General features: G+C 72.0%; 22 protein-coding genes and 1 riboswitch. Of the genes, 14 read left to right on the forward strand and 8 right to left on the reverse strand.

Going from position 1 to position 20,735, the window contains the following annotated elements; translation table 11 throughout:
- The first annotated feature begins 261 nt into the window (after positions 1 to 261).
- Complete coding sequence (locus I6A60_RS27770) at positions 262 to 1,362, forward strand: phosphotransferase (RefSeq protein WP_203022182.1); 1,101 nt, start codon at positions 262 to 264, stop codon at positions 1,360 to 1,362.
- A gap of 144 nt (positions 1,363 to 1,506) precedes the next feature.
- Positions 1,507 to 2,283, forward strand: a complete 777-nt coding sequence (locus I6A60_RS27775; protein WP_203022181.1) for a FadR/GntR family transcriptional regulator — start codon at positions 1,507 to 1,509, stop codon at positions 2,281 to 2,283.
- Positions 2,284 to 2,344: 61 nt separating this feature from the next.
- On the opposite strand, the gene I6A60_RS27780 is transcribed toward I6A60_RS27775, so the two are convergent.
- Both I6A60_RS27780 and I6A60_RS27785 read right to left on the reverse strand, forming a co-directional pair.
- Positions 2,345 to 2,827, reverse strand: coding sequence for a limonene-1,2-epoxide hydrolase family protein (locus I6A60_RS27780; protein ID WP_203022180.1), 483 nt, complete (start codon positions 2,825 to 2,827; stop codon positions 2,345 to 2,347).
- 36 nt (positions 2,828 to 2,863) lie between these two features.
- Entirely contained in the window at positions 2,864 to 3,694 is an 831-nt protein-coding gene (locus I6A60_RS27785; protein WP_374487269.1) for a DUF6629 family protein, read from the reverse strand.
- Between I6A60_RS27785 and I6A60_RS27790 the strand changes: the two genes are divergently transcribed.
- The gene (locus tag I6A60_RS27790) at positions 3,693 to 4,826 is read left to right on the forward strand and encodes a hypothetical protein (protein WP_203022178.1); all 1,134 of its coding nucleotides are present in this window, start codon (positions 3,693 to 3,695) and stop codon (positions 4,824 to 4,826) included. The two genes, I6A60_RS27785 and I6A60_RS27790, sit on opposite strands and share 2 nt — an antisense overlap.
- A 41-nt stretch (positions 4,827 to 4,867) precedes the next feature.
- On the opposite strand, the gene I6A60_RS27795 is transcribed toward I6A60_RS27790, so the two are convergent.
- Positions 4,868 to 5,056 carry a hypothetical protein gene (locus tag I6A60_RS27795; RefSeq protein WP_013425445.1) on the reverse strand — a complete coding sequence of 63 codons (189 nt, stop codon included), beginning with the start codon at positions 5,054 to 5,056 and terminating at the stop codon, positions 4,868 to 4,870.
- On the opposite strand from I6A60_RS27795, the gene I6A60_RS27800 reads away from it, so the two are divergent.
- The 3 genes from I6A60_RS27800 to I6A60_RS27810 all read left to right on the forward strand — a co-directional run bounded on the left by I6A60_RS27800 (position 5,040) and on the right by I6A60_RS27810 (position 8,578).
- On the forward strand, positions 5,040 to 6,497 hold the full coding sequence (locus tag I6A60_RS27800; protein ID WP_238436377.1) for a sensor histidine kinase: 1,458 nt from the start codon (positions 5,040 to 5,042) through the stop codon (positions 6,495 to 6,497). The genes I6A60_RS27795 and I6A60_RS27800 overlap by 17 nt on opposite strands.
- The gene (locus I6A60_RS27805) at positions 6,494 to 7,177 is read left to right on the forward strand and encodes a response regulator transcription factor (RefSeq protein WP_203025321.1); all 684 of its coding nucleotides are present in this window, start codon (positions 6,494 to 6,496) and stop codon (positions 7,175 to 7,177) included. Before I6A60_RS27800 ends, I6A60_RS27805 begins: the two co-directional genes overlap by 4 nt.
- A gap of 132 nt (positions 7,178 to 7,309) precedes the next feature.
- On the forward strand, positions 7,310 to 8,578 hold the full coding sequence (locus tag I6A60_RS27810; RefSeq protein ID WP_203025320.1) for an ABC transporter substrate-binding protein: 1,269 nt from the start codon (positions 7,310 to 7,312) through the stop codon (positions 8,576 to 8,578).
- Between the two features lie 18 nt (positions 8,579 to 8,596).
- Here the strand turns inward: I6A60_RS27810 and I6A60_RS27815 are convergent, their stop codons facing one another.
- Positions 8,597 to 9,481, reverse strand: coding sequence for an SDR family NAD(P)-dependent oxidoreductase (locus I6A60_RS27815; RefSeq protein ID WP_307873898.1), 885 nt, complete (start codon positions 9,479 to 9,481; stop codon positions 8,597 to 8,599).
- A gap of 76 nt (positions 9,482 to 9,557) precedes the next feature.
- Between I6A60_RS27815 and I6A60_RS27820 the strand changes: the two genes are divergently transcribed.
- From I6A60_RS27820 to I6A60_RS27830, 3 genes are all read left to right on the forward strand, one after another.
- Positions 9,558 to 9,959 carry a helix-turn-helix domain-containing protein gene (locus tag I6A60_RS27820; RefSeq protein WP_203025319.1) on the forward strand — a complete coding sequence of 134 codons (402 nt, stop codon included), beginning with the start codon at positions 9,558 to 9,560 and terminating at the stop codon, positions 9,957 to 9,959.
- Between the two features lie 123 nt (positions 9,960 to 10,082).
- The gene (locus I6A60_RS27825; protein WP_203025318.1) at positions 10,083 to 11,054 is read left to right on the forward strand and encodes an adenylate cyclase; all 972 of its coding nucleotides are present in this window, start codon (positions 10,083 to 10,085) and stop codon (positions 11,052 to 11,054) included.
- A 181-nt stretch (positions 11,055 to 11,235) separates the two neighbouring features.
- Complete coding sequence (locus I6A60_RS27830; RefSeq protein WP_203025317.1) at positions 11,236 to 12,000, forward strand: SDR family NAD(P)-dependent oxidoreductase; 765 nt, start codon at positions 11,236 to 11,238, stop codon at positions 11,998 to 12,000.
- A 25-nt stretch (positions 12,001 to 12,025) separates the two neighbouring features.
- Here I6A60_RS27830 and I6A60_RS27835 read toward each other — a convergent pair whose 3' ends face one another.
- The 4 genes from I6A60_RS27835 to thiC form a co-directional block, all read right to left on the reverse strand.
- Positions 12,026 to 13,282, reverse strand: coding sequence for an ABC transporter substrate-binding protein (locus I6A60_RS27835; RefSeq protein ID WP_203025316.1), 1,257 nt, complete (start codon positions 13,280 to 13,282; stop codon positions 12,026 to 12,028).
- A 206-nt stretch (positions 13,283 to 13,488) separates the two neighbouring features.
- Complete coding sequence (locus I6A60_RS42990; protein WP_255545448.1) at positions 13,489 to 13,623, reverse strand: hypothetical protein; 135 nt, start codon at positions 13,621 to 13,623, stop codon at positions 13,489 to 13,491.
- Positions 13,623 to 13,952, reverse strand: a complete 330-nt coding sequence (locus I6A60_RS27840; RefSeq protein WP_203025315.1) for a hypothetical protein — start codon at positions 13,950 to 13,952, stop codon at positions 13,623 to 13,625. The genes I6A60_RS42990 and I6A60_RS27840 overlap by 1 nt, the downstream gene beginning before the upstream one ends.
- Before the next feature lie 116 nt (positions 13,953 to 14,068).
- Positions 14,069 to 15,784: a phosphomethylpyrimidine synthase ThiC gene (thiC, locus tag I6A60_RS27845; RefSeq protein WP_203025314.1), complete on the reverse strand. Its 1,716-nt coding sequence runs from the start codon at positions 15,782 to 15,784 to the stop codon at positions 14,069 to 14,071.
- A riboswitch (TPP riboswitch) is annotated at positions 15,781 to 15,896 on the reverse strand. (Overlaps the previous gene by 4 nt.)
- A 433-nt stretch (positions 15,897 to 16,329) precedes the next feature.
- On the opposite strand from thiC, the gene I6A60_RS27850 reads away from it, so the two are divergent.
- The 5 genes from I6A60_RS27850 to I6A60_RS27870 all read left to right on the forward strand — a co-directional run bounded on the left by I6A60_RS27850 (position 16,330) and on the right by I6A60_RS27870 (position 20,630).
- Positions 16,330 to 18,660 (forward strand): hypothetical protein, encoded by a 2,331-nt coding sequence (locus I6A60_RS27850; RefSeq protein ID WP_238436378.1) that lies wholly within the window; start codon positions 16,330 to 16,332, stop codon positions 18,658 to 18,660.
- A 31-nt stretch (positions 18,661 to 18,691) separates the two neighbouring features.
- On the forward strand, positions 18,692 to 19,501 hold the full coding sequence (locus tag I6A60_RS27855; RefSeq protein WP_203025312.1) for a hypothetical protein: 810 nt from the start codon (positions 18,692 to 18,694) through the stop codon (positions 19,499 to 19,501).
- A 118-nt stretch (positions 19,502 to 19,619) separates the two neighbouring features.
- Positions 19,620 to 19,931 (forward strand): nucleotidyltransferase family protein, encoded by a 312-nt coding sequence (locus I6A60_RS27860; RefSeq protein ID WP_203025311.1) that lies wholly within the window; start codon positions 19,620 to 19,622, stop codon positions 19,929 to 19,931.
- A complete protein-coding gene (locus I6A60_RS27865) occupies positions 19,921 to 20,262 on the forward strand; it encodes a DUF86 domain-containing protein (protein WP_203025310.1) in 342 nt (113 codons plus the stop codon). The genes I6A60_RS27860 and I6A60_RS27865 overlap by 11 nt, the downstream gene beginning before the upstream one ends.
- A 95-nt stretch (positions 20,263 to 20,357) precedes the next feature.
- Positions 20,358 to 20,630 carry a hypothetical protein gene (locus I6A60_RS27870; protein ID WP_203025309.1) on the forward strand — a complete coding sequence of 91 codons (273 nt, stop codon included), beginning with the start codon at positions 20,358 to 20,360 and terminating at the stop codon, positions 20,628 to 20,630.
- Positions 20,631 to 20,735: the final 105 nt, after the last annotated feature.

The raw sequence follows: 20,735 nt of genomic DNA on the forward strand, positions 1-20,735 counted from the left end.
GTCTGTGCGCCTTCTACAGAAGGTCATCGCCACACCTCCAGCTCCGGAGGGAGCCGTCGGACCTGTCTCGGCCCCCACCTGCTGTTCTACCGCATCTCCCCAGAGACATCTATATGTATCGGCCCGCGGCGGCGGCTCCGCCCGAGTCCCCGCTCGGGCGGGGAGGCGGGTTCGCGACCGTACCGGGACGGTCGCCGCGCCGACCGACACCGGTCTATAAATATCTAGATAGAAGCCGCCCTTGGCCATCTGGAGCGCCCCATGAGCACGACGGTAGACCCGCCGCCGCTGGTGTCCGACCCGCGCGACGTGACGGCCGGCTGGCTGACCGACGTGCTGGCACAGGCGGGAGCCCTGACGGACGGCGCCCGGGTGACCGGGTTCGAGGCGACGGCCATCGGCACGGGCGCGGTCGGCTCGACCCTGCGCTACCAGCTGAGGTACGCCGAGGACACCGGCGTGGCCGGGGGGCCGGCGACCGTCGTCGCCAAGTTCGCGTCGTCGGAGGAGCAGAGCCGGGCGACCGGCGTCCTGACGCTGACCTACGAGCGCGAGGTCGCCTTCTACCAGCAGATCGCCCAGACCGTCGACGTCAGCCAGCCACGCTGCTACTACGCCGCCATCGAGCCCGGGACGGCGAACGTGGTGGTCGTCCTGGCCGACCTCGCGCCCGCGGTGCCCGGCGACCAGCTCCTCGGCTGCGACGCCGACGACGCCGCGCTCGCGGTGACCGAGGCGGCGCGCCTGCACGGTCCCCGCTGGGGCGACCCGACCCTCCTCGAGAAGCGCTGGCTGACCGCCCGGTCACCCGTCGCGATCTCCGAGGTCTACCGCGCCGTGTGGGACGGGTTCGTGGACCGCTTCCGCGCGTCGATCGAGCCCGAGGTCATCACCCAGGGCGAGGCGCTGGGCGCCGGGATCGAGGCCTGGCAGGAGCACCGACCCGCCCAGCTGACCGTGACCCACGGCGACTTCCGGATCGACAACATGATGTTCGAGGGCGCCGGCGCCCAGCGGCGCGTCACCATCGTCGACTGGCAGACCCCGAAGCTCGGTGCCGGCGCCGGCGACGTCGCCTACCTGATCGGCGGGAGCCTGCCGGTCGAGCAGCGCCGGCCCCGCGAGCGCGACCTGGTCCGCCGCTACCACCAGGCGCTGGCCCAGTACGGCGTGACCGACGGCTACCCGTTCGAGGACTGCTGGGAGGACTACCGCCGCTACAGCTGGACCGGCCTGATCACTGCCGTCGTCGCGGGCATGCTGGTCAGCCGGACGGACCGCGGCGACGCCATGTTCGCGACGCTGGCCAACCGTCACGCCGCTCACACCCACGACCTCGCGGCAACCGACCACCTGCGTTGACGCCGACCCGACCCTCCTGACGACCGCCCGGGGTAACCGCGCCGAGATCCGATCGAGAAGACCAGCCGGTACGCTGGGTTGATCCTCTTACCCGGTGCGGCGCGAGGCTACCGACCCCGAGGCAACCGACAGAGAGGGGCAGGCATGGCGACCGAGAGCCGGGGATCGCCGGGCGGCGAGCGCGCGGCGCTGCGGGAGAAGCCGCAGCAGATAGCCGACGAGCTCCGCCGACTGATCGTCTCCGGCGAGCTCGCGGACGGTGCGTCGCTGGGACGCGAACCCGATCTCGTCGACCGCTTCGGGGTCTCCCGGCCTTCCCTGCGGGAGGCGCTGCGCATCCTGGAGGCCGACGGCCTGATCACGGTCAAGCGGGGCGTGCAGGGCGGGGTGATCGTCCACCAGCCGGACCGGCGGATGACCGCCCGCACCGCCGCGCTGCTGCTCCAGGCCCGCAACGTGCCGCTCGGGGACGTCTACGACGCGCGCAGCATGATCGAGCCGGCCGCCGCACGCCTTGTCGCCCAGTCGCGCTCACGCCGGTCCGCCGCCGCGGAGCTGCGGCGGCTCACCGCCGCGCAGCTTGAGGTGATCGACGACCCGGCGGCGTTCGGCCAGGCGAACTCCGCCTTCCACTCCCGCCTCGTCGAGCTGGCCGGGAACCAGACGCTGAGCATCGTCGCCGAGATGCTCGCCGAGATCGTCGCGCGCGCCGTCGCCGCGGCCAGTCAGCCGGACGAGGCCAGGGACACCGCGGCGATCCGCGCGCGCGGGCTGCGTTCCCAGGCCAGGCTCGCCGCGCTCGTCGAGGCCGGCGATGCGAGCGCCGCCGAGGCGCACTGGGCGGAGCACATGAAGGTCGTCGGCCGCATCATGCTCACCCAGCGCCCGAAGACCGTCATCGACCTGATGCAGCACTACTGAGCGACCCCCGGCGACCAGACCGCGGCCCGTCGGCTTCTGCCGCGGCGTCTGCGGGCGTTCGTCAGGAGGCCCCAGTCTTCCCTCTCGCCTTGACGGCGACCGTCAGAGCCTTGGCCGCCAGTGCCTTCCCGGCGCCGCGGGCGCTCGCGGCCAGGAACGTCGCCCAGTCGAAGTAGTCCCGCCACAGCACGACCCGGCCGTCCCGCACCTCGAAGGTGCCGCACACCCAGAACTCCGCCTCCCACGCGCCGGCCCGCAGCACGTCGGTCCGTTCGGTCAGCACGATCGGCCCGTCCGCCGCGATGTGATGGGTGCGAGCCTCGAAGCCGGTGCTGTACCGGACCATCCCCCGCAGCTGCCGCGCGACGGCGGCGCGTCCCCTGGCCGCCGGGAGTGGGACGTTCTGATAGACGACATCGTCCGAGACGAGCTGCAGCGCGGCGTCGACGTCAAGCCGTTCCAGCGCCGCCAGAAAGGCTCGGACTACGGACTTGGGGTCCGAGGCCTCGTCGTCCGTGCCCGGTACGGCCTGCGCGTCTGCCATGACTGCTCCTGCGGAACGTGGGGGGCGGGTGTCGGCTCAGCTGACCGGCACGGGGGCGCGGGGGCCGGCGGCCGGACCGGTGGCACGCAGGTACACGGCCACCGAGACGCAGGTGATGGCGGCCCAGACGCACCACAGCGAGGTGACGGCATCGGTCGCGACCCAGGCGAGCAGCGCGACCGCGGCCAGATTGACGATGCCATACCAGCGCAGGAACCGCCGGCCGGAGATGATCAGCGCACCGCACGTGCTGAGGAGATACAGAACGATCACTGCCGGCCCGGCCTGCAGATGGACGTGATAGACGATGTGGTGCCCGTCGGCCCGGGCCACGAAGGGCCGCGTGACCATGGCCACGCCCAGCCAGGCGGTGCACAGCACACCGGCGGCGAGCGTGACGATCTCCATTGCCCGATGCGCCGCCGAGCGTTCCAACAACAGCACCATCACGGGGATGTACACCGGCAGGACCAGGAAGGCGATGACCAGGTAGACCACGGTCGCGCCCCGCAGGACCCCGCCGCTGACCTCACCGCGCAGCCCCCACCAGACGAACGCCTCGACCAGCGAGTGGCCGGCCAGCAGGAGCGGCAGCGCGGCCAGCGGCCACTGCGCGCGGTCCCGAACGTGGCGGGCTGCGTCGATACCGACCCCGCCGATCACGATGCCGGCCACGACATCGGCCTCCGGAGAGAAACACATTCCGCCCCCATTTGCGCCCCGCGCCCGCCTCTGCCTGCTCTGAGTATCTCGTGCTGACTGCCCACCTCGCGGCCAGATCGGCGCGCGTGATCCTCGCCATTCGGCGCGCGCCGGAACCAGGCTTCGCCGGCACGCGTCGAACGCGGGCAACGAGGAGGGAAACATGAGGATTGTGTCGTTCCGCTCGTCGCCGCGGCTGGCGCCGGCGCGGCCCGCCGGTGCCGCTCGTCGCGACGGGCGGCGTGCTCTTCGGCCGGCGCTGGCCGCGGTCGCCGCGCTGGGTCTGGTCATGTGCGGTGCCCTGACGGCCTGTGCGCGGGCAGGTGGCGCGGCGGAGGCGGGGCCGGCGCGAACCGGGTCGCGGCCGAGCGATGCCACGCCTGCGCCGCCCAGCTGGCGAACGGAGTCGTTCCTGGACGCCGTCGTGGACGTCCCGGCCTCCTGGGGGTTCGACGCCGCGCCGACGAGCGACTGGTGTGTGCCGCTGGGACAGTCGCCCGCCGGGCCCCGACAGCCATACGTCGACACCCGAGGCCCTGGCTCGGCGGTGATGACGATTGGTTGTCCGGGCGGCATGCAGGGGCCCGACCTCAACGGTGGCGGCGTGCCGCCCCCGTACTGGGCCACGCACCTGTGGTTCGCCGCGACGCCGGCACCTGCCGGGAGCGCGCAGGTGCCGGACGGGCGGGTGAGCGGCGACGGCTGGACCAGGATCGTCCGCACGGTCGGCTCGGCGAAGGTGCTCGTCCTGTCGGACGGCGCGCACCTGGGCGAGGCCGAGCGGGTCATCGCGTCCGCTCGCCGGGCCGCGGTCGACCCGCACGGGTGCGCCGCCAGCTCACCGATCCAGGCTGGCGGCTTCGTCAGACCTGCCCACCCGTTCGAGGTCGCCGGCCTGCGCACCGTGGACAGCGCCGCCGTCTGCCTCTACGACCTGAGCCGTCCCGTGGGCACGCCCGGGCTGGTGGCCTCTCGCGCGGTCGGCGGGGCTGACGCGACCGCACTGCTCGCCGCGATCCAGGCCGCACCCGTCGGCGGCGGTCCCAACGCGCCGGAGGACTGCGTGAAGGACGAGTCGGGCGACGCCGCGATCGTGTTGCGGCTGGTGACGGGTGGGGTGGCCCACGAGGCGTATGTCTACTACGACTGGTGCTTCGGCAACGGCATCGACGACGGCACCGCCGTGCGAGCGCTGACCACCGCCGACTGCGGCCCGCTCTGGGCGCAACGCGTCACGCTGTGGGGCGGCCCGAGCGGCCCCTTCCAGGTCTGCCATCGCGAGACCACCCATTCGTGAGGCCACACGCCGCCGGGCCACCCGTGGAAGCGGCCCGGTGGTCAGGCCCGACGGCGGGCCAGCAGGCTGCCGATTCCGCCACCGAACAGGCCGATCGCGCCCAGCAGAATCCCGAAGACGCCGAAGGTCGTCGGGGTGTCCCAGGAGATGGCGGTGGTGAAAGCGAGCAGAACCCCGATCACGATCAGGGTGATGGCGGCCAACGTCCCGATGATGCCCAAGTCGTTCATGCCGGCGGCCTACCCGGCGATCACCCGCGTTAACACAGGCGTCGCGTTCTGGTCGGGCCAGTACTTTGAGCTGGTGAGCGGGACGACCAGCGAGCCGACCGGGTGGCGGCGCCTGCTCAGCGAGAGCAGGCGCCCCACCCGGTGGGATGCCGTCGCCACGGCCGCCACGCTGGTCACCATGACGGCAGCGACCGTCCTGCGCACCAGCGAGCCCACCGCGCCGGGAACGGCGCGTCTGGTCTTCCTCGTGCTGGCGTGGCTGCCGCTGCTGGTCCGGACCTACTGGCCCGAGCCGGTCCTGGCCGTCGTCCTGGCCGTCGAGGCCGGCCAGCTCGTGGTGATGCGCGACCTTGGCGCCGGTCTGGTCGGCGGCCTCGCGGTGGCCGCCTACCAGCCGGTACCGGTCGCCACGATGCTCGCGGTCTACACCGTCGCGTCCCGTCGCCGGCAACGCGACGGCTGGGTCACGGGAGCCGTCAGCGCGGTCGTGCTGCTGGTCGCGGCGCTGCTGTTCCAGGGGATCTCGCTGGTCGGCACGGACGTGGTCATGACCGAGCTCGTCCTGATCGCCGCGGCCGTGGGCGTCGGGGTCCGAACCCGGCAGGACGCCCGCGCCCGCCGGGCCCGCGAGGCCCGCGAGCAGTCCCGCCAGGCCGTGCTGGAGGAACGGCTGCGGATCGCCCGCGAGCTGCACGACACCCTCGCCCACGACCTCGCCCTCGTCGACGCGCAGGCGGGGGTCGCCGACTACCTGCTCGACCTCGACCCACCGGCCGCGCGCCGAGCCCTGCGGGACATCACCCAGCACACCTCGACGGCGATCGACGACCTGCGGGCGACCCTCGTCCTGCTGCGCCAGGACCTCGACGAGACCGACCGCCCCGCCGACGCGGCAGACCCGGATCCGCGGGCCGCCGGCGATCCCACCCGGGACCGCACGCTTCCCCCGGTCCCCGGCCTCGACCGGCTCGACGGGCTGCTCGACCGGTTCCGCGACGCCGGCACCCCCGTCAGCCTCGATACCGTCGGCGAACCGGCGGCCCTCGGCCATCACAGCGACCTGGCGGCCTACCGGATCATCCAGGAGGCGCTGACCAACGCCACCAAGCACGCCCCCGGCGCGCCGGTGAGCCTCACCCTGCGCTGGGCCCCGCGCCATCTGGGGGTCGAGATCCACAACCCGCCCGCGGCCCAGCCCGCCGGCACCCGGAGTGTCGGGACCGGGCACGGGCTGATCGGCCTGCGGGAACGCGCCCGCGCCGCGCACGGCACGTTCGACGCCGGCCCGACCCACGACGGTGGCTACCGGGTCGCGGCCGAGCTGCCCATCAGGGCAAACCACACCGCTGGCGGATCCGCCGTTCCCGGCCCGGACGCCGCCGGGCCTCAGACCACCGGGCCTCAGACCACCGGGCCGCAGACCGAGGAGCCCCAGCCGTGACCGCCCCGATCAGGGTCCTGCTAGCCGACGACCAGGAACTACTGCGCGCCACCTTCAGGCTATTGCTGGACGCCGCGCCGGGCATCGAGGTTGTCGGCGAGGCCGGCACCGGCCGCGAGGCGGTCGCGGTGGTCCGCGCGACCAGCCCCGACGTCGTCCTCATGGACATCCGGATGCCCGACCTCGACGGCATCGCCGCCACCGCTCAGATCACCGCCGACGAGGCCCTCGCGGGCGTGCACATCCTCGTGCTGACCACCTTCGAGACCGACGAGCTCGTCCTCGCCGCCCTTCGCGCGGGCGCCAGCGGCTACCTCGGCAAGGGCGTGGCGCCGAACGCGCTGCTCGACGCGATCCGGACCGTCGCGGCCGGCGAGTCCCTACTGTCCCCCACCGCGACCACAGCGCTGGTCCGACGCTTCCTGGCGAGCCCCCAGGCACGGCTCGACGCCAGGCTTCCCGCCATGACCGACCTCACCGCGCGGGAACGTGAGATCACCGTCCTGGTCGCCCGCGGGCTCTCCAACGAGGAGATCGCGGAACTGCTGGTCATCAGCCCCGCGACCGCCAAGACCCACGTCAACCGCGCCATGACGAAGGTCCACGCCCGCGACCGCGCCCAGCTCGTTGTGTTCGCCTACGAAAACGGCCTCATGACACCGGGCGGCCGGACACCCTGACAGCACCGGCCAGACCCCACTCGCGGCTTTGGTACCTTCCCGTAGCCCGGCCCGCGAACGCCCTGGAATTCCGGGTGTCGCGGCATTCGGCCGGCGCGGTGGCACAGTCCGAGGACGCGAGGAGAAGTATCCATGCTGGCAGCGCCGATTCAGCGATTAGACCGGCGCACGACGCTGACGGCAATCGCGGCGACGCTCCTGGCCGCGCTGGCTACCGTAAGCTGCACCAACGGATCGGGCCCCGCCAATACCTCGGCGGCCTGCGCCGCCCCCGGGGTCTCGCCGCACGAGATCCGGGTCGGCCTCATCTATCCGGACAGTGGCCCCATCAGCGGGGAGCTCGAAGCGGCTCGCAGCGGTGCCGATGCTCGCTTCGGTCTGGTGAACGCCGCCGGTGGCATCAACGGGCGAAAGATCACCTATACCTGGCAGGACGACAACAGCTCGACAAGCGGCAACGGCACCGCTGTGCGGAGCCTCTTCGAGTCGACCTCGGTCTTCGGGCTCCTTGAAGCCTCGATTAACGCGGACGGGGGCGCGGACTACCTCCGGTCGAACCAGATTCCCGCCGTCGGCCTGCCGATCACCAATGTCTGGTCCGACCCGTCGTATACGACGATGTTCTCCTATCCCTCCCTGATCACCGGTGGACCGGTCTCGGATGTCGTGGGGCGGTACGTCCGCGAACACGGCGGCCACCGAGCCATCGTGGTCACGACGGAGACGGCCAGCGGTGTGCAGGGGTTCGACCCGCCGCTCGCGAAGAGCTTCGCCGAGGCCCAGGTCCCGACGACGACGGTCCCGTACAACTCGGCGGTGACGAGTCCCAGCGAGTTCGTCCGCCGGCTGCCCACCGATTCGGATGTCCTCGTTCTCGCGCTCGGTCCCAACGACGTCCTGCCGATCGACGCGGCGGTGAACGCCGCGGGCAACCGCTTCAAGGTGGTCGTGGCGATCGCCGGCTCCGGTGACGCGACGATCCAGAAGTACGGGTCCTCGGTGGCCGGCCTGACGACCTTCTCCACGATCGTGCCATTCCGGGCGAACCTTCCCGCGCAGCAGGACTACCTCAAGGCAGTGGCCACCTATGCGCCCGAGCTCCAGCCGGCGACGCAGGAGGTCGCGTTGGGCACCTACATCGCCGCCGACATTCTGGTCCAGGGGCTGATCGCCGCGGGCGCCTGCCCGACCCGGACCGGATTCATCAACGCCCTGCGCGGAATGCAGAACTACAACGCCGAGGGGATGCTCGCCGGGAAGGTCGACTTCACCAAAACCCACCAGGAGATCAACTGCCTGATCTTCACCCGGGTCAACGACGCCGGCACGGCGTTCGAGGTCGTCCCGGACACCGTTCCCGGTGCGCCGTCCCAGACAGAATGGTGCGGCGCCGGCTCCTGAGCACCGGGCGGGCCGGGGTTACGGGTTGCTCGGCAGAGCGGCGAGGAGCTTCTCGGTCAGGCCGGCCAGGCGGGCCGCGTCGCGCGGGTCGAGGGTCCGGAACGTCAGTGGCAGGTGTGTATTCCGGTCCACCGCGGTCAGCGCCGCGGCCGGAGGTGTGTCGATGAACTGGTGGATGGCGCGGATCGAATCGGGGATGGGCCGTGCCCAGATTCTCGCGGCCGCCCTGATGCCGGCGCGCAGCATGAGAGGCAGTGGGCTGAGGTCCCCGCTTCTGGTGAATCCCGGATGGTAAAGCACATAGCGCGCCTTGCTGTCGCCGTGCTCGGCGAAGGCGACGCCGAGTAGGTCATTGGCGCGGCCGGCCTGCAGCTGCGCGGCGACCATGGCGTAGCCGCGTTCCAGCTGCAGGTCGTCCCAGTGGATGGATCCCTTGGTGACGCCGACGCCCGAGACGTTCACGATGACCGGGGCGGCACTGGCCTCCAACGCGGCACGGAAGCCATGGCCGAGCAGGTAGCGGCTGAGGTAGTAGAGCGCCCAGGTGGCTTCGAGGCCGTCCCGCGTCAGGGTCCGCCGGGGCGCCTGGCGGTTGGCGAACAGTGCCAGCGCGTCGATCGCGCCGTGGTGGTGGAGCGTCTCCTCGATGACGCGGCGGTTGCCCTCGACGGTCGCGAGATCGGCTCGGACGAAGCGGACGTGGCCGGCCGCGCCACGCCCCGCGGCCTCGGCCAGCAACGCCTCGCCCTTCGCCGGGTTGCTGCCGATCGCGACGACCTGGTCACCCCGCTCGGCACGAGCGAGCACGAGGGCGCGGCCCATCCCGTCCGTCCCGCCGGTGACGACGACCACCCGACCGGTCGGCTCCGGGGCGGTCGGCAGTGCGCTGACGGACTCGGACACAGAAACTCCCTCGGTATCTACGATCGGTGCGGCCATCGTCATCGACAGCTCGCCAGGCGCGGAAGAAGGCAGTTTGATGTCCGCTACGCACACGGGTGTGCCCGCCATGGTCAGCGCCCCGCTGCCGAACCCGGTCCCCGCGGCCGAGTACGAGAGCTGCGTCGTGACCGAGGTGCTGCGGTGGCTCGGCGACAAATGGGCGGTGCTCGTCCTCGTCCTGCTCGGGAAACGTCCCTACCGTTTCAACGAGCTGCACCGCGGCATCGAGGGCATCAGCCAACGAATGCTTACCCGGACACTGCGCGGCCTCGAAACCGGCGGCCTGATCAACCGGGAGGTGTTTCCCACGACGCCGCCGGGCGTCGAATACAGCCTCACTCCACTGGGCCGGACCCTGCTGACGCCGCTCTCCGCCCTCGCGGAGTGGGCGGTCGAGCACCAGGACGACCTCGACGCGGCCCGGCGAGCCGCCGGTTGAACGAAGCCCCTCTGCCGGCCCGGCCACCAGCGCGGACAGGCCCTCGCCGGCCGCCAGCGCGAGCCGGCTCCGACTCGATCCCGCTATGGTGGGAAATGGTTGACTCGACAGCGGTCGGGTACCATGCGCCCGAAGGCTCCCGACCGACGCGCCAGACGCGGCATCGTCACCGCCCCGCCGCACCTGCGCCGGGCCCGGCCAGGCCGGCGCACGGCGACCGAGGGGGACGCGATGACAGGGCGCAAGCCGGTGCGAGCCGCGCAGAACTTCTGGCAGCTGCCCGAGGACGATCTCGACGGGCTCCTGCGGCTGGCTCCGCAGGCTGACCGGGTGGAGCTCAAGCTCCTCATCCCGATCGACGGGCACCAGGAGACCTGTGACGTGCTCGGCATCCAGTTCGCCGACGCCCCCGCGCACCGCGTCTACTACCTCGACACCCCGGACCGCCGGCTACACCGCCGCGGCGTCGTGGCCCGGGTACGCAGCATCCGGCACCGTCCGGACGACTCCGTCGTCAAACTGCGCCCGGTGGCCCCCGCCGACGTGCCCTCCTCGCTGCGCCGGTCGAAGGACTTCGTCGTCGAGATCGACGGCATGCCCGGCAGCTACGTGTGCTCCGGGGCGCTGAAGTCCCGCCTCGGCTCCGACGACGTCGAGTCGGTCATGGCCGACCGACGACCGCTGCATGCGCTTTTCTCGGCCCGGCAGCGGGCGTTGCTCGTCCCGCGCCTGCCCGGCGGCGTCACGATCGACGACCTGATGGTCTTCGGGCCCGTCGACGCCCGCCGCCGCAAACTCACCCTGGACGGCTTCGACCGCACGCTGCTGGCCGAGCAGTGGACCTTCCCCGACCGGTCCCAGATCCTCGAGCTGTCCACCCGCTGCGCGCCCGACGAGGCCCTGAAGGCGGCGGCGACCACCGCGGCCTTCCTGGGCACCCGCGGCATCGACCTCACCGGGCCGCAGCAGACCAAGACCCTCACGACCCTCAAGTTCTTCACCGCCCCGGCCGCAGCCGCGCCCTCGGCCACCCGTGAGCCAGAATCGCGGCGCCGCCAGCGGCCCCGCTCCCTCAAGCGCCCGCGCCGTCGCTGACGACCCGCGCCGGGGTCGGGACTCCTGGCACGTCCGGCCGTCGGACGCCACGCGCGGCTACCGTCAGCCGGCCCCGGAACTCGCCGGATACGTTTGACCTTGGGACGCCGGCCGGCCTCGGCGCCTGTCGCCGCGGCGACGGCTCGGCCGGGATCACGAACGCATGGGCTGGAGCGAAGCGATGACGGAACGACTGGACGGCACGGTCGCGCTGGTGACCGGCGCGAGCAGCGGCATCGGCGCGGCGGCCGCGCGGGAGCTGGCCAGCCTGGGGGCGTCGGTCGCGCTGGTCGCCCGCCGCAAGGACCGGCTCGACGAGCTGGCCGCCGAGATCACCACGGCCGGCGGCGTCGCGCTGGCGATCGAGGCCGACGTCACCGAGCAGGCCCAGGCGGTCGCCGCGGTCGAGCGCACGGTGGCCGAGCTCGGCCGGCTCGACACCGTGGTCAACAACGCCGGGGTGATGCTGCTGGGCCCGGTACTCGGCGCGCCGACCGAGGAGTGGGACCGGATGGTCCGGCTGAACGTCCAGGGCCTTCTCTACATCGCGCACGCCGCCCTGCCGCACCTCGTCGCCGCCGCGGACAGCGAGCCGAGGCGCGTCTCGGACCTGGTGAACATCAGCTCGGTCGCCGGCCGGCGCCCCACCGCGTTCTCCGGCGTCTACAACCTGACGAAGCACGGCATCAACGCGTTCAGCGAGGCGCTGCGCCAGGAGATCACCGAGCGCCACGTGCGGGTGTCCCTGGTCGAGCCCGGCGCGGTCGACACCGAGCTGACCGACCACCTGCGACCAGCCGTCCGTGAGGTCGCCCGCCAGCGTTTCGCCAGCGTCGAAACACTCCTCGCCACGGACATCGCGGACGCCATCGCCTATGTCGTGACCAGGCCGCGCCGGGTCGCCGTCAACGAGATTCTGGTGCGCCCGACCGAGCAGCCCGGCTGACGCCCGCTCGCCCCGGCCGCCACCGCTACTGGATGGTGTGGCCGCACCAGAACCCGTTCTGGTCGACGGTCGCCGGCGGTGGCACCGGGGTGAGGCTGCCGCCGACCCGGTCGACCTTGAGGAACTCTACGCAGATGGTGGGCGCCTTCGGCTGGCTGAGGTTCACCGGGGCGATCAGGCCGTTGCCGGTGAAGGCGCCCACCTGCCGCAGGCTCTTGATGAACGCGTCGCGGGTCGGGCAGGCACCGGCGAGCTGCAGGCCCTCGATCATCTCGTCGGCGGCGACATAGCCGTCAAGAGCGAGCTCGTCGTAGGGATTCGCGAGCTGCGGGGCGTAGGTGTGCATCACGTTGCTGTAGGCGACCATCGCCGGCGAGGTCGTCGACGAGAAGCTCGACAGGAATGACAGACCGGCCATCTCGGGCCCGCGCTGCGCGACCAGGCTGTTGTCGATGCTGCTGCCCAGCACGACCCTGAGCTTGACCCCGAGCCGCCTCGCCGCGGCGTAGATGTCCAGGACCGCGCTGGTCGGGACAGCGGCGACGAGCGCGTTCGCGCCGGAGCTCTTCAGCTGTTCGGCGACGCGCGCCGGGCTCATCCCCGTGTAGCTGACCGTGCCGATGACCGCGATTCCCGCGTTTCGCAGGCTCGGCGCGATCTTCGCGTCGAGGTTCTGGAACACCTCGAAGGTCGGGTCGGCGACGATGAGGGCCTTCGTGCCGCCCTGCGCCTGGACGTAGTCGCCGAACGTGGAGACCGCTCCCGGGTTGAACAGGTTGCCGAAGTCGAAGAAGTTGGGATACCTGGTCCAGTCGGCGGTCGTGGCCGCGCCGGTGACCGGGACGTTCTGCACGCTCAGCCAGGCGGCGGAATCGCTGACGACGATCGACTGCGCGATGAGGCCGAAGATCTTCTGCGTGTCGACCAGGTCGTGGGCCACCGCGGAGAACATCGGGGCGTTGGCCTGGTCGTCGCGCCAGACGAGGTCGATGGTTCGGCCGTTGACGCCGCCGTGGGCATTCTGAAGGGCGATTCGGGCCTCGACACCGCTGCGCGTCCCACTGAAAGTGGACACGATGCCGGTCGGCCCGGAATCCGGATAGACGAGCCCGATCTTGATGGATTTCGCCGTCACACCGGTTTCCGGCGTCGGACACGTGCCCGCCGTGGCCGTACCCGTGCTCGACAACTGCCCGCAACCCACGAGAAAGGTCGACGAAACGACCAGCAACGCCGCGAGGGCGGCCGTGGTCGTTCCGGCGCGCAGGCGCCGGAGGCTCATACCGCCATCTCCCTCGCTGGTCACCCCGAGCGCGCCATCGCAGCGTCTTCGTCGGGCCGAGGGGAACGGTATAACGGCTCCACGCGACGTCTTTCCGCCAGGCAGGCATCATCCCGCGACGTTCATCTGCCGGTTTCTCGGCAGTCACCAGAAATGCATACCGGGCATGCGTCGCGACTGATACGCGTTATCGAATGTGGCGGAGGTTACAGCACGGAGTGTAGTTCCGGCGGGCCGCCCCGGATCCTCACTTCTTTGCGGCGGCGCTGGATGAACTGGCTGATCGCGAAACCTACGATCAGAATGACGGCGAGCAGAACACCCTGTTCGGCGCCGGACATCACGCCTCCTCAGTGACGGTGGAAAGGGAATCCGCCGAGGCGCGGGCGACCTCAGCGTCGACCTCGCGCGAGGCGATGGGAACCGCGAACAGTCGAATCGCGACCAGGTAGCCGACGAACAGCACGAGCCCCGGCAGTTGCGACGCCACCGAGGCGTGGAACAGGTCCGAGCGAGAGTGGCTGTAGACGAGGACCACCCGCAGGAGGGCCTCCAGCAGCAGCACGACCCCAAGCCCGAACGTCATGACCTGCTCGACCCGGCGGAACACGCGCGACGTCGTCCACGCACGGTCGGCGGCGCCCAGTCCCTCGATCGCGGGCCACCGCACCGGTCATGATCGCCGTTTCGGCCCTGAGGTGGTCGTAGAAACGCGCCCGGCACGACCATCCCAGGGCCGAAACGGCGATCAAGGCAACGGGCAGCCGGGCTCTGCCGAATCAGCGATCAGGTTTGGGGTTCCGCCGGGGCCGGACCGTCCGGGGTGGCGGGGACGGGCAGGTAGAGGCGGGAGCCGGCGGCGGTGAACTCGGCGGCCTTGGCGCGCAGGCCCGCCTCGACGGCGTCGGCGGAGGCAAGGCCCTGCTCGTCCGCGTGGCGCCGGACGTCGCGGGTGATCTTCATGGAGCAGAAGTGCGGGCCGCACATGGAGCAGAAGTGGGCGGATTTCGCGGGTGCGGCCGGCAGCGTCTCGTCATGGAACGCCTGGGCGGTCTCCGGGTCGAGGGCCAGGTGGAACTGGTCGGTCCAGCGAAAGTCGAAGCGGGCCTGCGACAGGGCGTCGTCCCAGGCCTGCGCGCCCGGGTGGCCCTTGGCGAGGTCGGCGGCGTGCGCGGCGATCTTGTAGGCGATGACGCCCGCCTTGACGTCGTCCCGGTCCGGCAGGCCCAGATGCTCCTTGGGGGTGACGTAACAGAGCATCGCGGTGCCATGCCAGCCGATCAGCGCGGCGCCGATGGCGGAGGTGATGTGGTCGTAGCCGGGCGCGATGTCGGTGGTCAGCGGCCCGAGCGTGTAGAACGGCGCGTCGTGGCACAGCTCGCGCTGCAGGTCGACGTTCTCCTTGATCTTGTGGAGCGGTACGTGCCCCGGCCCCTCGATCATGACCTGGACGTCGTGCTCCCAGGCGATCGTCGTCAGCTCCCCGAGGGTCGCCAGCTCGGCCAGCTGGGCGGCGTCGTTGGCGTCGGCGATCGAGCCGGGCCGCAGCCCGTCGCCCAGCGAGAAGGTGACGTCGTACCCGCGCAGGATCTCGCACAGTTCCGCGAAGTGGGTGTAGAGGAAGTTCTCCTCGTGATGCGCGAGGCACCAGGCCGCCAGGATCGCCCCGCCGCGGGAGACGATCCCCGTGCGCCGGTGCGCCGTCAGCGGGACGTGGCGCAGCAGCACGCCGGCATGGACCGTCATGTAGTCGACGCCCTGCTCGGCCTGCTCGATCACCGTGTCGCGGTACAGCTCCCAGGACAGGTCCTCGGCGCGCCCGCCGGCCTTCTCCAGCGCCTCGTAGATCGGCACGGTCCCGACCGGCACCGGCGAGTTCCGCAGGATCCACTCCCGGGTGGTGTGGATGTCGCGGCCGGTCGAGAGGTCCATGACGGTGTCCGCGCCCCAGCGGGTCGCCCAGACCATCTTCTCCACCTCCTCCTCGATCGAGGAGGCGACGACCGAGTTGCCGATGTTGGCGTTGATCTTCACGAGGAAGTTGCGGCCGATCGCCATCGGCTCGGACTCGGGATGGTTGACGTTCGCCGGCAGGACCGCCCGCCCGGCGGCGATCTCCGCGCGGACGAACTCGGGGTCGAGCCCCTCCCGAACGGCGACGAACTCCATCTCCCTGGTGATCTCCCCGCGGCGGGCGTACCCGAGCTGGGTGACGGCCCGGCCGGGCAGCGCCCGGCGCGCCGGGCGGGTGCCGGTCGCGACCGTGTCGCCGCGGGCCTCGATCCACGCGGCCCGCGCGGGGGCGAGGCCCTGGCGGACGTCGACGAGGACGTCCGGGTCGGTGTACGGCCCCGAGGTGTCGTAGAGGACCACCGCGTCGCCGTTGGACAGCGGCACCTCCCGCATCGGGACGCGCAGGGCCCCATCGGGCCCGGTCAGGTAGGTCCGCCGGCTTCCCGGCAGGGGCTCGGACACGGGGGTGGGGTGAGCGGAACGCTCCATGAGACTTGCTCCCTACGCCGGCATTACCCGGACAGGTTCATGCGGTCGGCGACCCCGGGCCCACGGCCCAGCCGCCCTCTCAGCCCCCTGCGGTGGAAGCTCCCGCGTTGATGCCCGGGAGTGCCCCGGGCAGTTCCACAGCCGACCGGCGCCGACCGACGTCGGCGACCGGTGAGGTCTGTGGCTTACGAGGACGCTACGACAGATCGCCCGCGGTCGCGTCCCAAAGCCTGGTGCTGTGGGACGCGACGAGCGCGCCGATGCGGTCGCACACGTGATCTGGATAGCCGGTAACGTCCAGGAGAGATCGTGACCGGGGCGCGCCCGGCAGGCGCCTGTCCACTCGGCGAGTCGCCGCGCCCGGGCACGCGGTCGGTGACGACCGACCTGGACGGGGGCGGCGAATCCACGTGAGCAGCAACTCCGGCGAAGCCCAACAGGCTCCCGCGCCGACCTCCTGGAACTGGGCGCCGCCTCCGCAGGGCCCACCCGTCGCACCCGCCGGCCCCGTCGCGCCCACTGGCCCCATGGTGCCCGCTGGCCCCATGGGGCCCGCTGGCGCCGTCGCGCCCGCCGCCACCGTCGCGCCGATCCCCGCGCCTTACGCGCAGGTGCGGGGGCGCATCGTGTTCGACAGCGCGTGGTGCGCCCTGCGGGAGGAGCGGACCAGCGGCTTCTCGATGATGGGAATGCGCCAGCTGCTGATCACCGACCTGCCGGCGGTCTACGTGCACGACACCGGCGGGCTGAGCAGCGCGGTCCTCAGCGCCCTGGAGCCCGCCTTCGACCCCACCGCGACGATCAAGCTTGTCGAGGGCAGCACCCGGCTCGCCGTGGACGTCACGTTCCCGGACGGGCGGACCTACCAGGCCACGACCATCACCCCACTGCCGCCGGAGCTGCACGGCGCGCTCACCGGGCTGGCGGGCCGGCTGCTGCCGGACGCGCCGTCGGCGGCGTTCGTCAGCCCGTGCGCCCTGTCCGTGACGCCGCACTACGAGCGGGACCCGACCGAGGACGTGACGGTCAGGAACCCCCCGGCCCCCACCACGCCGCCGCCCGCCGCCGGGCCGCTCACCGCGGCCACCGTCAAGGGCGCCGCGGCCCGGGTCGCGGCCGCCGCCCGCGCCACCGCGACCGGCGGCGGCCAGGCGCCGGCGGAGGATCCCGACGGGGACCTCACCGCCTATGCCGTGATCAAGGACGGCCGACTGGAGCTGCGCTCCCGGGGGCGCGCGCTCATCGACTGGCCGCTCAACCGGGTCGCCGTCGAGCAGTCCTCCCCCACCAGCGTGAGCGTGCGCGGCGGCGCGGTGCTCGACGGCCGGTTCCTCACCGGCGTGACGCTGCACCTCGCCGCCCCGCCGGTCCTCGCCGCCTTCCTGGCCGTCGCGCAGGCCGAACGGCGCGAAGCCGAGACGACGACCATCGGCACGTCCGCCCCGGTCTGGGCGAGCGGGCTGACCGGCGACGCGGCCCGCGGCAGGGCGGACTGCGTGCTCGGCGACACCGTGCTGGAGCTGCAGCCGCGGGAAGGCGCCACGACGCTGACCCGGTTCGACCTGACCGACTCCCGGCTGCGGATGGCCGGCTCGGCGCAGCGGTTCGTCATCTTCGACCCGGAGCACGGCCCGGTCGTCGTCGAGAGCGACTCGGAGGCGTTCGGCGCGCGGGTGGCGGCCCATCCCGGTGTCCGGGCGGCCGCCGAGCGAACGCTCGCGGGCGGGCCCTACCCGGCCGAGCTGGCCGACCGGGGCCCGGTGGCCTGCGCGGTCGCGGCCGGCACGCTGCGGGTGAAGGGCCCCGGCGCGGACCTGCGGGTGCCGCTCGCGCGAATTCACTCCGTCGAAGGCGTCGCAGACGAGGCGCGGGCCAGCCTGCGGGTCGTCGCCCCGGACGGGGACGTGACGGTCGTCGGCCAGCTGGAGCTGGTCCGAGCGCTGCACACGGACATCGCCGCCGGCAACTACGCCACCGAGGACCCGCGCCACCTGCCCGACATGCTGCGGGCCGCCGCGGGCCTGGAGGACGATTACTTCCTCTACACGATCTTCGGCCCGTTCTACGAGCTGCACGCCGCCCTGCTCGGCGACGCGGCCGCGGGCGGCCTGGCCGCGCGGGTCGAGCTGCCGGCCGACGACGAGGGCCGGCTGCGCACCGCCGCGGCGCTGTCGGAGGGCCTCGACGAGCTGCGGCGCCACCTCGACCAGGTCGGCTCGGTGCTGCCCGCCTTCATCCGGCACCGCGACGGACTACTGCTGGCGCCGGTCACCGAAGGACGGCCCGAGCCGGAGTGGCCGAAGGCGCAGGAGGCCCGGCTGCGGGCCGCGTTCGCCCCGGCCCAGCGCGCGGCGGCCGAGACCGGCGCCCTGTCGGCCCAGGTGCAGCGCCTGATGGACCTCGACCCGTCCGCGCTGCCGAAGGCCAACTACGCGGGTGCCGCGGTCGCGCTCGGGGCGGCACTGCTGAACCCCGTGTTCCTGGTCTCCGGCGCGACCCAGGCGTTCAACCAGTACAACCAGCGCGCGCAGCGCTCGGCGCTGATGAGCACGCAGGCGGCGAGCGGCTGGGCAAGCGCCCTCGACCGGTGGAACACGCTGGTCAGCTCCACGCTCCCGGTGCTCGGCTATGTGCTGACCGAGAACCTGTTCGGGCCCCGCTGGGAGGCCGCCCGCCGGCTCGCCGAGGAGCTGGGGCGCGCCGCGCCGGCGGCCCGCGGGCCCGCGATGGGTGGCGTCGCCCGCCGGCTCGCCCAGCTCGACGTGATGCGCCGTTACCCGGCGACCTCGGGTATCCGGCTCACCCGCGGCGAGATCACGCACCACCTGCGCGTCGCGCGCGACGCGGTCAGCACACCCCGGTTCGTCGACTTCTGATTTCCGTCACCCGACCCGCGCGGGAGCCACGATGACCATCTTCGCGAGCCAGTTCGACCGCGCTCGGGTCTACACGGGCAGATACACCGGGCCGCCCGGCGACACGACCTGGCGGACGCCGCCCGGCGCCGCCGCGGGCGGCGGCTTCCAGGCCGCCACCATGGTCGCCGCGCTGGCCGCCGGTGGGCTGGTCGTCGGCCTGGCCGCCGCGGCGGCCTTCGAGGCGTTCTTCGACGGCGACGGAGGCGCGGGCCCGCATCCGGACGCCCACCCCACTCCCCTGGCGGACGCGGCGGACCACGCACACACCGGGGCGGACAGCGTGCAGGCCCACGACGCGACCGTCGCCGAGCCCGCCCATTCCGGCGGCGGGGACGCGGCCGGGCACACCAACGCCTGGGGCACGGGCTGGGGAACCGGTTGGGACCAGGGCTGGGACGCCGAGTCCAGCCACCAGCTGGCGACCGGCGGCCACGCGGCGGCCGCGGCCGGCGGCACCGCAGCGGACCACCTTCAGGGCGCCTCCGGCCAGGCGGCTCATCAGCTTTTCGCCGAGTCCGCCGGGCCCGAGAGCGCCGCCGACGGCCCACACGGCGCCGAGCCGAGCGTCGCCGCGGCCCACGCCGACCCCGCGCATTTCCACGTGACGGGCAGCGAAGGCGCCGACTCCGGCCACCACGACGGCTACGACGCCTTCGCCCACGACGGCTCGGGCTACGACAGCTCCGGCTACGAGGACCACCACGCCGCCGACCAGCACATGCTCACCGCCCACGAGGACACCTGGACCCACGACCCCGGCCACGACAGCGGCCCGACCGGCCACGAAGGCGTCTCCTAACGAGTGGGGTAGCAGAACCATGTAGGCAGGGTGACGTGGTCTACTCGAAGACTCTTGTGGCCGGCCGCGCGGGCGCACCGGTCAGCCGGTCGGGCACAATCGCGGACGGGAGGTCGGAATGCATCCGTTGATCGAGGCGAGACGCACCGAGATCGAGCGACTCTGCCGCAAGCTCGACGTCCGCCGCCTCGACGTGTTCGGCTCCGTCGTCAGCGACGCCTTCGACCTCGACACCAGCGACGTTGACGTCCTCGTGGAGTTCGACGACAGCCAGACCGGCTTCGATTACTTCGGCACCTACTTCACCCTCAAGGAAGGGCTGGAACGCCTCCTGGGCCGAGCCGTCGACGTCGTCAGCATCACCAGCATCCGCAACCCCTACTTCCGCGACCAGGTCATGCGAACCAGGCAGCCCCTCTATGCCGCCTGACCCACGCAAATACCTCTGGGACGCAGCAAACGCCGCAGAACTAGCCCGCACCTTCAGCCAAGGGCAGACGTTTGCGGACTACCGGACGAACGCCATGCTCCGCGCCGCCGTCGAACGCGAGTTCGAGATCATCGGTGAGGCTCTGAACCAGCTCTCCAAGGCCGCCCCGGAGATCGCCGCGACCATCCCCGAACTCGCGCGCATCGTCGCCTTCCGGAACATCCTCATCCACGGCTACGCCACCGTGGACGACGCGCTCGTCTGGCAGGTACTCCAGGAGAAACTCCCCGACCTCGAACGGGTGATCCGAGCACTGCTCGGAGGCGACTGAATCCGCCACCTCCGCCCGAGGCGAGAGACTGCACCTCTATTCCCTCGCGAGTCCGGAAAAATCGACAACTACCTATCGCGCGAGGTGATGCGGCCATGACTGAGTCTGTCAATCCGGGACGCCCGAATGGCCCTAAGGCGCTGGAGCAGAGTTTCCATCGGGCGATGGTGGGTGTCTACGAGCGCGCGAAGCGGGAGGCGAGCTACAACGCGTCCTACTTCCTGCGGATGATCTCTAACGACGGCGGCCTCGCCACCGCGCGCAGTCTGTTGCAGGCGTCCAAGACATCTGACGGATTCGCCGCGCTGTCACAGATAGCGCCCGGAAGGATGACTCCCGGAACTCCGACGCGGAACCGACCGGCCTAGGCTCTCGCCCTTGCCCTTGATCACTGTTTTGGCCCTAATGGGAGCTGCCGGGTTGCCGTGGGGCAGGCTCGGTGTCGGTAGCCGCTGGTGGGTGAGCGCTCTTTG

Source organism: Frankia sp. AgB1.9 (assembly GCF_016786355.1).
Classification (GTDB): Bacteria; Actinomycetota; Actinomycetes; order Frankiales; family Frankiaceae; genus Pseudofrankia.